The 13,486-nt window shown below is 69.6% G+C and carries 13 protein-coding genes and 1 pseudogene; 12 read left to right on the forward strand and 2 right to left on the reverse strand.

What is annotated here, in order from left to right; all coding sequences use genetic code 11:
- Positions 1-219: 219 nt before the first annotated feature.
- A complete protein-coding gene (locus tag U4Z31_RS04050) occupies positions 220-600 on the forward strand; it encodes a DUF4377 domain-containing protein (RefSeq protein WP_321809501.1) in 381 nt (126 codons plus the stop codon).
- 25 nt (positions 601-625) lie between these two features.
- Here the strand turns inward: U4Z31_RS04050 and U4Z31_RS04055 are convergent, their stop codons facing one another.
- Positions 626-2,014 carry a DHA2 family efflux MFS transporter permease subunit gene (locus U4Z31_RS04055; protein WP_321809502.1) on the reverse strand — a complete coding sequence of 463 codons (1,389 nt, stop codon included), beginning with the start codon at positions 2,012-2,014 and terminating at the stop codon, positions 626-628.
- 163 nt (positions 2,015-2,177) lie between these two features.
- On the opposite strand from U4Z31_RS04055, the pseudogene U4Z31_RS04060 reads away from it, so the two are divergent.
- A pseudogene (locus U4Z31_RS04060) lies at positions 2,178-2,306 on the forward strand (LysR family transcriptional regulator); the annotation flags it as partial.
- Between the two features lie 89 nt (positions 2,307-2,395).
- On the opposite strand, the gene U4Z31_RS04065 reads toward U4Z31_RS04060, so the two are convergent.
- Complete coding sequence (locus U4Z31_RS04065; RefSeq protein WP_124484670.1) at positions 2,396-2,746, reverse strand: VOC family protein; 351 nt, start codon at positions 2,744-2,746, stop codon at positions 2,396-2,398.
- Between the two features lie 260 nt (positions 2,747-3,006).
- Here U4Z31_RS04065 and U4Z31_RS04070 point away from each other — a divergent pair, with 260 nt between their 5' ends.
- The 10 genes from U4Z31_RS04070 to U4Z31_RS04115 all read left to right on the forward strand — a co-directional run bounded on the left by U4Z31_RS04070 (position 3,007) and on the right by U4Z31_RS04115 (position 13,391).
- Positions 3,007-4,146 (forward strand): LLM class flavin-dependent oxidoreductase, encoded by a 1,140-nt coding sequence (locus U4Z31_RS04070; protein ID WP_321809503.1) that lies wholly within the window; start codon positions 3,007-3,009, stop codon positions 4,144-4,146.
- A gap of 176 nt (positions 4,147-4,322) precedes the next feature.
- Positions 4,323-5,516, forward strand: coding sequence for an acyl-CoA dehydrogenase family protein (locus tag U4Z31_RS04075; protein WP_321809504.1), 1,194 nt, complete (start codon positions 4,323-4,325; stop codon positions 5,514-5,516).
- 10 nt (positions 5,517-5,526) lie between these two features.
- Positions 5,527-7,287 carry an FAD-dependent oxidoreductase gene (locus U4Z31_RS04080; RefSeq protein ID WP_321809505.1) on the forward strand — a complete coding sequence of 587 codons (1,761 nt, stop codon included), beginning with the start codon at positions 5,527-5,529 and terminating at the stop codon, positions 7,285-7,287.
- Complete coding sequence (locus tag U4Z31_RS04085; RefSeq protein ID WP_044845681.1) at positions 7,284-7,802, forward strand: flavin reductase family protein; 519 nt, start codon at positions 7,284-7,286, stop codon at positions 7,800-7,802. The genes U4Z31_RS04080 and U4Z31_RS04085 overlap by 4 nt, the downstream gene beginning before the upstream one ends.
- Positions 7,803-7,841: 39 nt before the next feature.
- On the forward strand, positions 7,842-8,063 hold the full coding sequence (locus U4Z31_RS04090; RefSeq protein ID WP_321809506.1) for a hypothetical protein: 222 nt from the start codon (positions 7,842-7,844) through the stop codon (positions 8,061-8,063).
- Between the two features lie 10 nt (positions 8,064-8,073).
- Positions 8,074-9,141, forward strand: a complete 1,068-nt coding sequence (locus U4Z31_RS04095) for a ferredoxin--NADP reductase (RefSeq protein ID WP_044845713.1) — start codon at positions 8,074-8,076, stop codon at positions 9,139-9,141.
- A 46-nt stretch (positions 9,142-9,187) separates the two neighbouring features.
- A complete protein-coding gene (locus tag U4Z31_RS04100) occupies positions 9,188-10,774 on the forward strand; it encodes a FadD3 family acyl-CoA ligase (protein ID WP_321809507.1) in 1,587 nt (528 codons plus the stop codon).
- 37 nt (positions 10,775-10,811) lie between these two features.
- Positions 10,812-11,585 (forward strand): SDR family NAD(P)-dependent oxidoreductase, encoded by a 774-nt coding sequence (locus tag U4Z31_RS04105; protein ID WP_321809508.1) that lies wholly within the window; start codon positions 10,812-10,814, stop codon positions 11,583-11,585.
- A 787-nt stretch (positions 11,586-12,372) separates the two neighbouring features.
- A complete protein-coding gene (locus tag U4Z31_RS04110) occupies positions 12,373-13,050 on the forward strand; it encodes a hypothetical protein (RefSeq protein ID WP_321809509.1) in 678 nt (225 codons plus the stop codon).
- A 188-nt stretch (positions 13,051-13,238) separates the two neighbouring features.
- Positions 13,239-13,391 (forward strand): hypothetical protein, encoded by a 153-nt coding sequence (locus tag U4Z31_RS04115; protein WP_321809510.1) that lies wholly within the window; start codon positions 13,239-13,241, stop codon positions 13,389-13,391.
- Positions 13,392-13,486 lie beyond the last annotated feature (95 nt).

Below are 13,486 nucleotides of genomic sequence, written 5' to 3' on the forward strand. Positions count from 1 at the left end.
GCCGGGTCGCGGTGCGCCGGGCGTGCGGGTGCGTGCATGCGCGAATGCGGACCGCCGGCGGCGGCGCGCGGTTGCCTGCACCGGAATACGGTAACGTGCCCGTGCAGACGTGACATCCCACGAATGAGGGTGGCGGCGCGCACGCTGTAAGCTATTTGTGAACTTTGCCGGCGCAGCATTCGTCTAAACGGCCCGCCAACGCTTCCCGAGGACCATCAGATGAATCGCAACACCAGAACGCTGCTCGGCGCGGCCTTGATTGCCGGCAGCACGCTGCTCGCCGGATGCCAGACCGGCGCGGCCGCGCCGGATGCACGCGCGGACCGCCCGGCCGACGGCCGGCCCGTGACCCGGACCGTTTATGTCGCGCCGCAGGCGGCGCGCTGCACGGGCGTCGCGCCGATGGACTGCCTGCAGGTGCGCAGCAGTCCGGCCGAGCCGTGGAGCCTGTGGTACGCGGGCATCGAGGGCTTTGCGTACCAGCCCGGCTATCAATATTTGCTGGAAGTCGACGAATATCGCGTCGCGCAGCCGCCGGCCGACGGTTCGTCGATCCGCTGGGTGCTCAAGCGGGTCGTCGAGCGTCGCCCGGTGAACTGACGGCCGCGCTCGCCCGCGGCGGCGCTTACGCGGACGGCCGCGGCGCGACCGGCCGCGGCGGCGCGGCGGTATCGATCCGCCGGAACACGACGGACGACAGCAGCGTGACCGCGCCCATGCAGACGAACGACAGCATGAAGCCGTTCGCCATCGAGCCCCAATGCGCGGCGAACAGGTTCACGAGCCCGCCGCCGATCGATACGCCGAGCCCCATCGCCAGCATCTGCATCATCGTGAACAGGCTGTTGCCGCTGCCGGCGTCGGCGTGCGACAGGCCCTTGAGCGTCACGGCGTTCATCGCGGCGAACTGCATCGAGTTCGCGGCGCCGAACACGACCAGCAACGCCATCTCCAGCACCGGCGCGGGCCGGGCCGACACCAGCGCGAACCCGGCGATCGCGCCGCCGACGATCCCCGTGTTCACGACCAGGAACGTCGCATAACCGAAGCGTTTCGCGAGGGGCGCGATCCAGCGTTTCGCGATCACGCCGGCGATCGCGGCCGGCAGCAGCATCATCCCCGACTGCAGCGGCGTATAGCCGAGCTGCACCTGCATCAGCAGCGGCAGCATGAACGGCACCGCGCTCGTGCCGATCCGGCACAGCAGGTTGCCGAGCAGCCCCGCGCCGAAGTTCGGCTCGCGGAACAGCCCGAGCCGGAACAGCGGTTGCGCGCGGCGCCGCGCATGGGGCAGGTACGCGAGCGCGCTCGCCACGCCGAGCGCGGCCAGCCCGATCGCCCAGCCGGTGCGGTGCGCGCGCATCGGCGGATCGATCGCGAGCGACAGCGCGATCATCGCGACCGACAGCAGCGCGCAGCCGACGAAGTCGAACGGCGGCGGCTGCATCGCCTGGTCGTGCGGCAGGAAGCGCTGCACCGCGATGAAGCCGACCACGCCGACCGGCACGTTGACGATGAACACCCAGTGCCAGGAAATCGCCTGCGTGAGCCAGCCGCCGAGCGTCGGGCCAACGATCGGGCCGAGCTGCGCGGCGATCGACACGAACGCGATCGCCGCGACGTACCGTTCGCCGGGCACGCGGCGCAGCACGGCGAGCCGCCCGATCGGCAGCAGCATCGAGCCGCCGACGCCTTGCACGGCGCGCGCGACGACGAGCTGGCCGAGCGTGTGCGACGCCGCGCAGCCGATCGATGCGAGCGAGAACACCAGGATGGCGAGCGAGAACACGCGGCGCGTGCCGAAGCGGTCGGCGAGCCAGCCGGAGGCCGGCGTGAGCATCGCCATCGTCAGCGTATAGACGACCACGACCGGCTGCATCGCGAGCGGCGACGCATGCAGGCTTTGTGCGATCGACGGCAGCGCGGTGTTGACGATCGTGGTGTCGAGCGACTGCATGAAGAACGCGGCGGCGACGATCCACAGCAGCGCGGAGTGTGAGGGTTCGCGGGACATGACGAAACGGGAAGTGCGGCGACCGGCACGGCGGCGACTCCACGGGGGCGCGGCTCGGCAGCAGCAGGCGCGCGCCGGCGCACGGCCGGTCTACGAGCACTCGATGGTACCGATTCCGGTGGTCGTCGGGAAGATGCCTCGATGCGCTGAACGGCGACCGGCGCCCGCGCTGCCCGACGTCGAATGCATCGCGCCCGCCGCGAAGCGGCTCAGCCAGCCGGCCGGCACGCTGCTCGAGCTACCCGAAACCAGCGACCTGCGCGCGTCCGGCGCGGTCGATCAAAGCGGGTAGCGCACGTCGTTACCGGACGGCGACGCTTCGCGCGGCATCCGGCCGGGTCCCCGCCGGCCGGTCCGCGCGCCACGCACCGCGTCGCCGTGTCATGCCGCGCGTTTCTGCGAAAGCACCAGCAGCGCGCCGTTCCTGTCCTCCAGCACCGCGCGGTATTCGTGCGGCCCGGCCTGCACCGGCACGCGCACCGACGCACCGGCTTTCACGACCCGCGCCATCGCCGCGTAAAGGTCGTCATCCTCATCGACCCGCAGCGTGAGCGCCGCGCGCTCGACGATCTGCTCGTCGCCGGCGACCAGCGCGATCGTCAGCGGGCCGCCGTCGAGCGCGCAATAGCGGTCGCCGTCGCGGAACTTCACGTTCAGGCCCAGTCCGTCGACGAACAGCGGCAGCGCCGTGTCGATGTCGTCGACCGGGTACAGCAGCATCGATACCTTCATTCCCTCTCTCCCTTGTCGTGATGTGACCGGCGCGCACCGCACCGTCGTTCGATGCTAGCGCGCGGTGCCGGCCGCGACGCAGTCCGATCGGACGACGGTGAAACCCCTCTGTCCCCGCATGCGTGCCGTTACTCCAAACAGACGATGCCCGGGCGGGCCCGCGCGCCGACACTCCCATCCGTGGACCGTCGCTATTCGTCCGTATCGTGCGGGCGGCCTGCGCGACCCCGACTCGTCCAACATACATGGAGACGCACGCAATGAAGTTTTCCCTCATCTACGAAGCCCAGACCACCGACGCATCGCGCGAGGGCGACCACCGGGTGTTCAAGGAGACGGTCGAACAGGCGCTGCTGGCCGAGCAGGTCGGTTTCGACACGATCTGGTGCGTGGAGCACACGTCGCTGACCAACTATGCGCACATGAGCGCGCCGGAAACCTTCCTTGCGTACCTGGCCGGCCGCACGACGCGCATCGGCCTCGGTCACGGCGTCGTGTGCCTGCCGCCGGCGATGAACCATCCGATCAAGGTCGCCGAGCGCGTCGCGCTGCTCGACATCCTGTCGGGCGGCCGCGTGCATTTCGGCGTCGGCAAGGGCGGCAGCCAGCAGGAAGCGGGCGCGTTCGGCTACGACCTCAACGAACTGCAGCCGATGATCGACGAGTCGATGTACCTGGTGCCGAAGATGTTCGTGCAGGACGAGATCGAGCACGACGGCAAGTACATCAAGATTCCGAAGCGTCCGATCCACCCGAAGCCGTTCCAGGATCCGCATCCGCCGATGTACCTCGCCTGCACGAACACCGACGCGCTGCTGCGCGCCGGCCAGCGCGGGATGGGCGCGCTGGTGCTCGGCTTCGGCGGCCCCGATGAGGTCGCGAAGAAGAACGCGATCTATCGCGAAGCGTGGGCGAACCGCAAGCCGGAAGACCAGGTCGGCTTCCGCCCGACCCAGCACCTCGCGGCGCTGTGCCCGACGGTCGTGATGGCCGACGGCCAGAAGGCCCGCAAGATCGGCATCCGTGGCCAGCGCTACTTCATGGAATCGCTCGCGTACTGGTACACGGGCGGCGAGCGTCCGGACCCGGCGAAGTGGGGCGACGACCTCGTGCAGGCCGATACCGGCGAGATGGTGATCCGCTCGCGCTTCGCGTCGGAGGAAGTCGTCGTGAACTTCGCGGATCCGGCGCTCGCGATGATGAACCCGAACCACGCGTACGGCACGGTGGACGACTGCATCGGCTACGTCGGCCGCCTGCAGGAAGCGGGCGTCGACGAAGTGCTGTTCCTGTGCCAGATGGGCACGGTGCCGCACGAAGCGCAGATGGAGACGATCCGCAACATCGGCGAGCACGTGATCCCGTTCTTCAACAAGGAGCAGGAGCGCGCCTGCGCATAAGGCGAGGCGTGTCGCGCCACGCCGCGCCCGTCGTCCCTTCGGACGATGCGGCGCGGCCGCGCGAAGCCGACCATCGTCGGCAGGAACCCTCGCTCGCGGCGCCGCCCGCGACGAATCACTTAAAGAGAGACCGGGGTGGGCGCCGCCGCGCGCGCTCCGTATCACAGGAGACATTCGTGCATCGCGACAACGATTCGAACGCATTGGCCGCCACGCTGATCGCCCGGGCCGAGGCGCTCGCGCCGACGCTGGCCGGCCGCGCCGCGCAGGCGGAAGCGCAGGGCCGCATCCCGGCCGAGACGATCGCCGACATGCAGGCCGCCGGCTTCTTCAAGGTGCTGCAACCGAAACGCTACGGCGGCTACGAGCTCGATCCGCAAACCTTCTTCGACATCCAGATGGCGCTCGCGCGCGGCTGCATGTCGACGGCATGGGTATACGGCGTCGTCGGCGTGCACAACTGGCAGCTCGCGCTGTTCGACGAGCGCGCGCAGCAGGACGTATGGGGCAAGGATTCCGCGACGCTGATCGCGTCGACCTACATGCCGGTCGGCCGCGTGACGCCGGTGGACGGCGGCTTCCGCCTGTCCGGCCACTGGAAGTTCTCGAGCGGCAGCGAGCTGTGCGAATGGGTGTTCCTCGGCGCGCTGGTGCCGCCGGCCGAGGCCGGCCAGCCGCCGGAATACCGCACCTTCCTGCTGCCGAAATCCGACTACCGGATCCAGCAGGACTGGGACGTGCTCGGCCTGCGCGCGACCGGCAGCCACGACATCGTCGTCGACGACGTGTTCGTGCCCGCGTACCGCACGCACAAGGCGATCGACGGGATGATGGGCACGAGCCCCGGTCTCGCAATCAACGACGCGCCGCTGTTCAGGCTGCCGTTCGCGCAGATCTTCGTGCGCGCGGTGTGCACCTCGTGCATCGGCGCGCTGCAGGGCGCGCTCGACGATTTCACCGGCTATGCGGCCACGCGCGTGTCGGCCAACAGCGGCACGAAGACGACCGACGATCCGGGCGCGCAGAACGCGTGCGCGAACGCGGCCGTCGCGATCGACGAGATGAAGGTGCTGCTCAAGCGCAATTTCGCGGAACTGATGGCGTCGGTGACGGGCGGCCCGGCCGTGTCGATCGAGCGCCGCGTGCATTTTCGCTACCAGTCCGCGCAGGTCGCCGAGCGTTGCGCGCAGGCCGCGAACGCGCTGCTGCGCTATGCGGGCGGCAACGGCATCTACCACCGCAATCCGCTGGTGCGCCGCTTCCTCGACCTGCACGCGGCCCGCGCGCACTACGCGAACAACGTGGACCGCTTCGGCCAGAACCTCGGCGCCGTGATGCTCGGCCGCGAGAACACGGACTACTTCATCTGACGAGGCGGCGATGAACGACACGCAAGCGCAGCAATACGTGTTCGACGTCGTGGTCGTCGGCTCGGGCGCGGGCGCGCTGCTCGCGGCGTGCCGCGCGGCCGACCGCGGGCTGTCCGTCGTCGTGATCGAGAAGACGGCGCTGTACGGCGGCACGTCGGCGGTCTCGGGCGGCGGCATCTGGGTGCCGTGCAATCACCATATCGCCGAGCTCGGCGCGACCGACACGCGCGAGGCTGCGAGCCGCTATCTCGACGCGTGCACGGCCGGCGCATCGTCGCGCGAGCGGCTCGACGCGTATCTCGACCAGGCGCCCGAGATGCTGCGCTACCTCGAAACGAAGACGCCGGTGCGCTACCAGGCGCTGCCGAAGTACGCGGACTATTTCCAGAAGCTGCCGGGCGCGATGCCGGGCTATCGCGCGCTCGATCCGCTGCCGTTCGACGGCGGGCTGCTCGGCGACGAACTCGACCGGCTGCGTCCGCCGTCGCCCGGCACGCTGATCGGCGGCCGCGTCGCCGTGACGTCGAAGGAGGCGCACACGCTGTTCTCGCGCGGGCCGGGCTACATGAGGCTCGCGATCGCGCAGTTCGGCCGCTACTGGCTCGATTTCGGCGTGCGCCGCCGCACGCGGCGCGACCGGCGCGTGACGCTCGGCAACGCGTTGATCGGCGGGCTGCGCCGCGCGCTGCTCGAGCGCAACGTGCCCGTGTGGCTCGACACGCCGATGCGCGACCTGCTCGACGTCGACGGCCGAGTGACGGGCGTGCGCGCGCAGCGCTTCGGGCAGCCGGTGACGATCGCCGCGCGGCGCGGCGTGATCCTCGGCGCGGGCGGCTTCGAGCGCAACCAGCCGATGCGCGAACGCTACCTGCCGCAACCGACGCAGATGCAATGGAGCGCGACGCCGCCGGCCAACACCGGCGACGCGATCGCCGAAGGCCACCGGCTCGGCGGCGCGCTCGCGCTGATGGAACACGTATGGGGCGCGCCTACGGTCGGCGTCGCGGGCGAGGAGAAGCAACGCGCGCTGTTCGTCGAGCGCAACCTGCCCGGCTGCGTGATCGTCAACGGTCTCGGCAAGCGCTTCGTCAACGAAGCCGCGCCGTATTCGGAATTCGTGCCGGCGATGTATCGCGACCATGCGCGCACCGGCGCGTGCGTGCCGGCGTGGATGGTGTTCGACGCGCGCTTTCGCCGCAAGTATCCGTGCGGGCCGATCATGCCGGCGTCGATGATGCCCGATTCCCGCATTCCGGACGCATTTCGCGGCGTGCTCGTGAAAGCCGACACGATCGATGCGCTCGCCGTGCGGATCGGCGTCGATGCGGCCGGGCTGCACGACACGCTGCGCGACATGGCGCGTTACGCGGCAACCGGTATCGACGAAGCGTTCGGCAAGGGCGACAACCTGTTCGACACGTACTACGGCGATCCGAAGAACCGGCCGAATCCGTGCCTCGGGCCGGTCGACGAGGCGCCGTTCTACGCGGTGCGGATCGACGCAGGCGACATCGGCACGAAGGGCGGGCTCGTCACCGACGCGCAGGCGCGCGTGCTGCGCGCCGACGGCGCGCCGATCGACGGCCTCTATGCAATCGGCAACACCAGTGCATCGGTGATGGGCGCGAGCTACCCCGGCGCGGGCTCGACGCTCGGTCCGGCGCTGACCTTCGGGTTCATCGCCGCCGACCACCTGGCCGCGCAAGCGGCCGACGCCGGCGGCCGGTCAGCCCGGCCGTCCACGACAGAACTTGACGGAGTCCAATCATGAGCGATCTCACCACCCATCCGCTGCGCACCGACATGCTGCTCGCGATGCGCCGCCTCGCGCGCTCCGTCACGGTCATCAGCAGCGCGCACGACGGCCGGCGCTACTCGATGTCCGCGACGGCGGTCGATTCGCTGTCGACCGATCCGCCGTCGCTGCTGATCTGCATCAACCGCAATGCGTCGCTGTATCCGCCGCTCGATGCGGGGGCGCCGTTCTGCGTGAACGTGCTGTCGGCACGGCACGAAGGCATCGCGATCGATTGCAGCGGCCGCCTGAAGGGCGAGGCGCGCTTCACGACCGGCGAGTGGCACACGTCGCCGCTGGGTGTGCCGTATCTGCACGATTCGCAGGCGAGCCTCGTGTGCGAGCAGGACGGCCGCTTCGAATACGGCACGCATACGGTGTTCATCGGGCGCATTCGCGAGGTGCTGATGAGCGGTGACGTCGATCCGCTCGTCTATCTCGACGGCGCGTACACGACGCCAGGCGCGCCCGCGGCCCGCGCGGCCGCGTGACGGCGGTGCGCGTTTTACCGCATCGGAACGAGACGATCCATGACACGCAGATTGAACCGCAAAATCGAGAATGGTGCGGACACAACGATCGTGCACCAGTTCGTGCAGCTGATCGGCGCGGCGGCAACGCAGGTGCTGAACGCGTTCGCCGGTGTTGCGCCAGCGCTGGCGCTGGCGTCGAACGACGCGCGGTGCCGTGCGGGAGAAGCCGGCTGGCATACGGCTTCGGCGGGTGCGGCCGGCGCGGCTCGCACTGCATGAGGAGCCGTCGATGAGCGATCCCCGATTTCACAGGCTGACCGTGGCCGACGTCATCGCCGAAAGCGACGACGCGTGCTCGTTCGTGTTCGACGTGCCGGCCGCGTTGCGCGATGCGTTCGCGTATCGGCCCGGCCAGTTCCTGACGCTGAACGTGCCATGCACGGACGCGACCGTCGCGCGCTGCTACTCGCTGTCGAGCGCGCCGGGCATCGACGCGGCGCCGAAGATCACCGTCAAGCGCGTGCGCGACGGCCGTGCGTCGAACTGGCTGTGCGACCGCATTCGCGCGGGCGATGCGCTCGACGTGCTGCCGCCGGCCGGCGTCTTCACGCCGCGCACGCTCGACGGCGACCTGCTGCTGTTCGCGGGCGGCAGCGGCATCACGCCGGTGCTGTCGATCCTGAAATCGGCGCTGGTGCACGGCCGCGGGATGCTGACGCTGATCTATGCGAACCGCGACGAGCGAGCGGTGATTTTCCGCGACGAACTGCGGCAGCTCGCGCACCGTCATCCGGGCCGCCTGCGCGTGATCCACTGGCTCGACAGCGTGCAGGGCGTGCCGCTGCAGCGGCATCTCGAGGAACTCGCGCGGCCGTTCAGCCAGCAGGAGACGTTCATCTGCGGGCCGGCGCTGTTCATGGAGAACGCGCTCGCCGCGATGCTCGGCCTCGGGCTGCCGCGTGCGCGCGTGCATGTCGAGCGCTTCGCGTCGCTACCGGATGCGCCGGCGCAGGCCGATCCGGCGGCATCGACCGCAACGGCGGCGGCGTCCGGCGATGACGATCGCGACGGCGACGGTGAAGGCGCGGCGATCGAGACGGTGCTCGACGGCGAGGCGTTCGCGTTCGACAGCGCGCCCGGAGAAACGCTGCTCGACGCGATGCTGCGCGCCGGCCTGCCTGCGCCGAATTCCTGCCGGATGGGGCAGTGCGGCGCGTGCATGTGCCGCGTCGAACGCGGCGCGGTGACGCTCGACAGCAACCACGTGCTCGACGACGACGAGATCGCGGCGGGCTGGACGCTCGCCTGCTGCGCGCGGCCCGCGAGCGACGCGCTGCGCGTGGTGTTCCCCGATTGAGCCGCGACGTGTCGATGGCACCGACGGCAACCCTGTTTCGACGCATATGACGATGGACAACGAAATCCTCACCACGCCCGCGCTGATCGCGCGGGCTGCCGCGCGCCACGGCGCGCATCCGGCGATCGAGTCGGAGCACGGCCGGCTGACCTACGCGGAACTCGATGCGGCGCGTCTCGAGGCGGCGCGCGCGCTGCTCGCGAGCGGCATCGACGCCGGCGACCGGATCGCCGTATGGGCGCCGAACCTGCCGCAATGGATCGTCGCGGCGCTGGCGATCCACACCGTCGGCGCGATCCTCGTGCCGGTCAACACGCGGATGAAGGGCATGGAGGTGGGCGGCATCCTGCACGACGGCGGTGCGCGGTTGCTGTTCTGCTGCGGCACCTTCCTCGGCGAATCCTATCCGGCGCTGCTCGCACCGCACCGGCCCGCGACGCTCGAACGCGTCGTCGTGTTCGACGGCGAGCCGCCGTCCGGCGCGCACGATGAAACCTGGAATGCATTCCTCGCGCGCGGCGCGGCGGTGCCGCTCGCCGCCGTGCGCGAGCGGGAGGCGCAGGTGACGCCGGATACCGTGATGGACCTGATGTTCACGTCCGGCACGACGGGCCGCCCGAAGGGCGTGATGACCGCGCACGGACAGAACCTGCGCGCCGCGCAGGCGTGGGCGACGATCGCCGGCGTGCGCCGGGACGACCGCTACCTGATCGTCAATCCGTTCTTCCATACGTTCGGCTACAAGGCCGGCTGGCTCGCCGCGCTGTCGAGCGGCGCGACCGTGCTGCCGCATCTCGTGTTCCAGCCGGCCGACGTCTTGCGCCGCATCGCCGACGAACGCGTGTCGGTGCTGCCCGGCCCGCCGACGCTGTACTACGCGTTGCTCGATGCGCCCGATCGCGCGACGCGCGACCTGTCGTCGCTGCGGATCGCGGTGACGGGCGCGGCCGCGATCGCGCCGAGCTTGATCGAGCGGATGCGCGCGGAGCTCGGCTTCGAGACCGTGCTGACCGGCTACGGATTGACCGAATCATGCGGGTTCGCGACGCTGTGCCGCCACGGCGACGACGCGGAGACAGTCGCCTGTACGTCGGGCCGCCCGATGCCGGGTGTCGAGCTGCGCATCGCGGGGCCGGACGGCGCGGCGCTCGGGCCGGACGAGACCGGCGAGATCTGGGTGCGCGGCTACAACGTGATGCGCGGCTACTTCAACCAGCCGGATGCGACGCGCGAAGCCGTCGACGCCGACGGCTGGCTGCATACCGGCGACCTCGGCTGTGTCGACGCGAACGGCAACCTGAAGATCACCGACCGGATCAAGGACATGTTCATCGTCGGCGGCTTCAACTGCTATCCGGCCGAGATCGAGCGGCTGCTGGCCGCGCATCCGGCGATCGCGCAGGTCGCGCTGGTCGGCGTGCCCGATACGCGGCTCGGCGAGGTCGGGCATGCGTATGTCGTATTGCGTCCCGGCGCGCACACCGACGCCGACGCACTGAACGACTGGGCGCGTAGCAACATGGCGAACTACAAGGTGCCGCGGCATTTCACGTTCGTCGAGCAACTGCCGACGAGCGCGGCCGGCAAGGTGCTGAAGTACCGGCTGCGCGCGGGCACCGAAGCGGCGGCCTGAACGCCGGCGCACGGCACGAAATCAACGGGACGAACGCATGAACGACAACGGATTTCCGCAGGGCGCGGTACTCGTGTTCGGCGGCAGCGGCGGAATCGGGCAGGGCGTCGCGCTCGAATTCGCGCGCGCCGGCGTGCCGGTCGCGCTCGGTTACCGCAGCAAGGCCGAGGTGGCCGAGCGCGTCGCGCGCGAGGTGCGCGCCGCAGGCGTCGCGGCCACCACGCATTGCGCGGACGTGACCGCTCCCGAGCAGATCGATGCCGCGCTCGCGGCCGCGATCGGCGCGCACGGCCGCGTGCACACGATCGTGTGGGCGGCCGGCCCGTTCGTGAACCAGCGTCGCATCGGCGACATGACGCACGACGACTGGCGTCGCGCGATCGAGGTCGAGACGGTCGGCTTCTTCAATGCGGCGAAGGCCGCGTTGCCGCATTTCCGTGCGTCGGGCGGCGGGTCGTTCGTCACGCTCGGCTCGGCCGGGCATCTGCGCTGGCCGGATCGCGACGGATTGTCGGTCGCGCCGAAGGCGGCGAACGAGGCGCTGGTGAAGGGGCTCGCGCGCGAGGAAGGCCGTCACGAGATTCGCGCGAACTCGATCCTGGTCGGCGTGATCGAGGCCGGGATGTTTCCGGTGCTGCTCGAACAGGGGCAGTTCGACCAGGCGTGGATCGACGACACGCAGAAGATGCTCGCGCTCAAGCGCTGGGGGAAGGCGCACGATATCGGGCGTGCGGCGGTGTTCCTCGCGTCGGATCGCGCGAACTACATCACGGGGCAGCAGTTGAATGTCTCGGGCGGGTACGGGTTGTAGCGAATGCGCGGAGCCCGCTCGGGAGAGCGGGCCCGGCAGACGAACGTTCGGTTGCTTTCGGCGCCGAATCCGCCGTATCGATCCCGGATCTTCGCGCCGCAGGCGCCCGGGGAGCGACTGCCCGCATGCATGCGTCGAAGCGCATGAACGGCCGTCTCGGCGGCAACTGGTTGCGCGCGCACCGTCCTCGGTATTCACCCTGGTCCGCGCTGCGCGCTTCTCGCATCCTGACCACGCGCGACTCGCGCGAGGTCACGTCGATGAAACATTTCCTGCCATGCGTGACGTCACACGTGCTTGCACGCCGTTGCGATGTCGCGCGTGCCGACAGCCGCGCGTGCTTGCCCGTCGCGCGTCGCGGCACCCGATGCATCGCTCCGCTGCATCGGGCACGGTGCTGACGTGCCGAAAACAGATGCGTTCCTGAAACATTTCCGTCGATTCTCCCCCGCATCACCGCGGACGTTTGGCCGCGACGCTTGTCCCGTGCCGGTTCGCGCCGCATGGCACATGCCTTGCGGTTAGGTCGGGGCCGCTCGACACAATCGCGACCGATGGCAACGACAAATCGCGGGAGCGGCACGTAACGACATCGCAATATCGGGGATCGGATCGAGCCGCGGGATAGCGGCCCGTCGTGCCGGACACGCTGCGTCGTATCGGCGGCACGCACGGGCATCGTACGCTCGATCCGTCAAACAGCAAGCTTGCTTGCAAGATGTCGTGCCGGGGGACCCGCCGCGCGTGGCGACATGCGCTGCACGTGGCGGGTCGGCGCGCCCGGCACATGTCGGGGGGGACGCCCGTGAAAATGACAATGAACCAATGGGCAGCGCTGGCGATGGTAGTCACGGCCGGCGCGCACGCACAGGAAATCTACCTGCAGGGCGGCACGCAGGGCGTCGGCATCGGCGCGGCCGTCAGCTTCAATTCGGTGCTGGGCGCGCACGCGGATTTCAACGCGATCAATCTGACGCATGACTTCACGGTGGCCGGCAATCGCTACCAGGACGACATCAAGTTGCGGCAAGGCGGCCTGTATGCGGACATCTTTCCGTGGCGCGGCAGCGGCTTTCGCGCGACGATCGGATTGCGCTTCAACGACGACGATATCCGCGGCGTGTCGATGCCCACCGACGGGACCTACGTGTTCGCCGGCAAGCGTTATCCGGCGCTCCCCGGGATGTACGCGGTCGCGGAGGCACGCTATCCGACCGTGATGCCGTATGTCGGGATCGGCTACGGGCACCGGCCGGCGTCGAAGGGGCTCGGTTTCGTCGCCGACCTGGGCGTCGCGTACGGCATCCCGCGCTGCTCGTACACGCTGTCGCCGCAACTCGCCGCCGCGGCCGGACCGCAGAAGAGCCAGATTCTGACCGCAAGCGGCCTCGACGAACTGAACCGCGTGATGTCGCGGTATCGGTGGTACCCGGTGCTGCAGATCGGGATCTCGTATCGGTTTTGAGCGGGACGTGCATTACGGCACGGCCGCGCTCCGGCCGTTCGACGCTTTCGTGCCGTGACCGTATCCGCAGACCTTCCCGTTGCCTGTTGCTGGACTGCCGGAACGTCCGGCCGAACCGGCTCGAATCTATCGTCCTGGCACTCACCTGGACCGTGCCGGCCCAGGCGTACGTCGCAGTCGTTACCGGCATGATGTCGCCGATCGCGTCCGTGATTCTGGTCGCGGTGCTGGTGATGGTCGTGCGGCGCGCGTCGGACATCCCCCACCGGCGCGGACTATCCGTCGGTGAATGGCCATTCGGCCGTCTTTTTTCGTCGCCGCGGCTGGATTACCGTGGATGACAGCAGTTCGACGCGTCGGGCCGACGGCGGAACGTGGGTGGCTTCATGCCGTCTGCTGCCGCCGGCCAACGCCGACCACCGGCTTCCGTCCGATC

It is taken from the genome of Burkholderia sp. BCC1985, assembly GCF_905339915.1.
Lineage (GTDB): Bacteria > Pseudomonadota > Gammaproteobacteria > Burkholderiales > Burkholderiaceae > Burkholderia.

Excerpts from the sequence above, each read along its gene's own strand:
- U4Z31_RS04050 (WP_321809501.1), top strand. The coding sequence starts at position 220 with ATGAATCGCAACACCAGAACGCTGCTCGGCGCGGCCTTGATTGCCGGC.
- U4Z31_RS04055 (WP_321809502.1), bottom strand. The coding sequence starts at position 2,014 with ATGTCCCGCGAACCCTCACACTCCGCGCTGCTGTGGATCGTCGCCGCC.
- U4Z31_RS04065 (WP_124484670.1), bottom strand. The coding sequence starts at position 2,746 with ATGAAGGTATCGATGCTGCTGTACCCGGTCGACGACATCGACACGGCG.
- U4Z31_RS04070 (WP_321809503.1), top strand. The coding sequence starts at position 3,007 with ATGAAGTTTTCCCTCATCTACGAAGCCCAGACCACCGACGCATCGCGC.
- U4Z31_RS04080 (WP_321809505.1), top strand. The coding sequence starts at position 5,527 with ATGAACGACACGCAAGCGCAGCAATACGTGTTCGACGTCGTGGTCGTC.
- U4Z31_RS04085 (WP_044845681.1), top strand. The coding sequence starts at position 7,284 with ATGAGCGATCTCACCACCCATCCGCTGCGCACCGACATGCTGCTCGCG.
- U4Z31_RS04090 (WP_321809506.1), top strand. The coding sequence starts at position 7,842 with ATGACACGCAGATTGAACCGCAAAATCGAGAATGGTGCGGACACAACG.
- U4Z31_RS04095 (WP_044845713.1), top strand. The coding sequence starts at position 8,074 with ATGAGCGATCCCCGATTTCACAGGCTGACCGTGGCCGACGTCATCGCC.
- U4Z31_RS04100 (WP_321809507.1), top strand. The coding sequence starts at position 9,188 with ATGACGATGGACAACGAAATCCTCACCACGCCCGCGCTGATCGCGCGG.
- U4Z31_RS04105 (WP_321809508.1), top strand. The coding sequence starts at position 10,812 with ATGAACGACAACGGATTTCCGCAGGGCGCGGTACTCGTGTTCGGCGGC.
- U4Z31_RS04110 (WP_321809509.1), top strand. The coding sequence starts at position 12,373 with ATGTCGGGGGGGACGCCCGTGAAAATGACAATGAACCAATGGGCAGCG.
- U4Z31_RS04115 (WP_321809510.1), top strand. The coding sequence starts at position 13,239 with ATGATGTCGCCGATCGCGTCCGTGATTCTGGTCGCGGTGCTGGTGATG.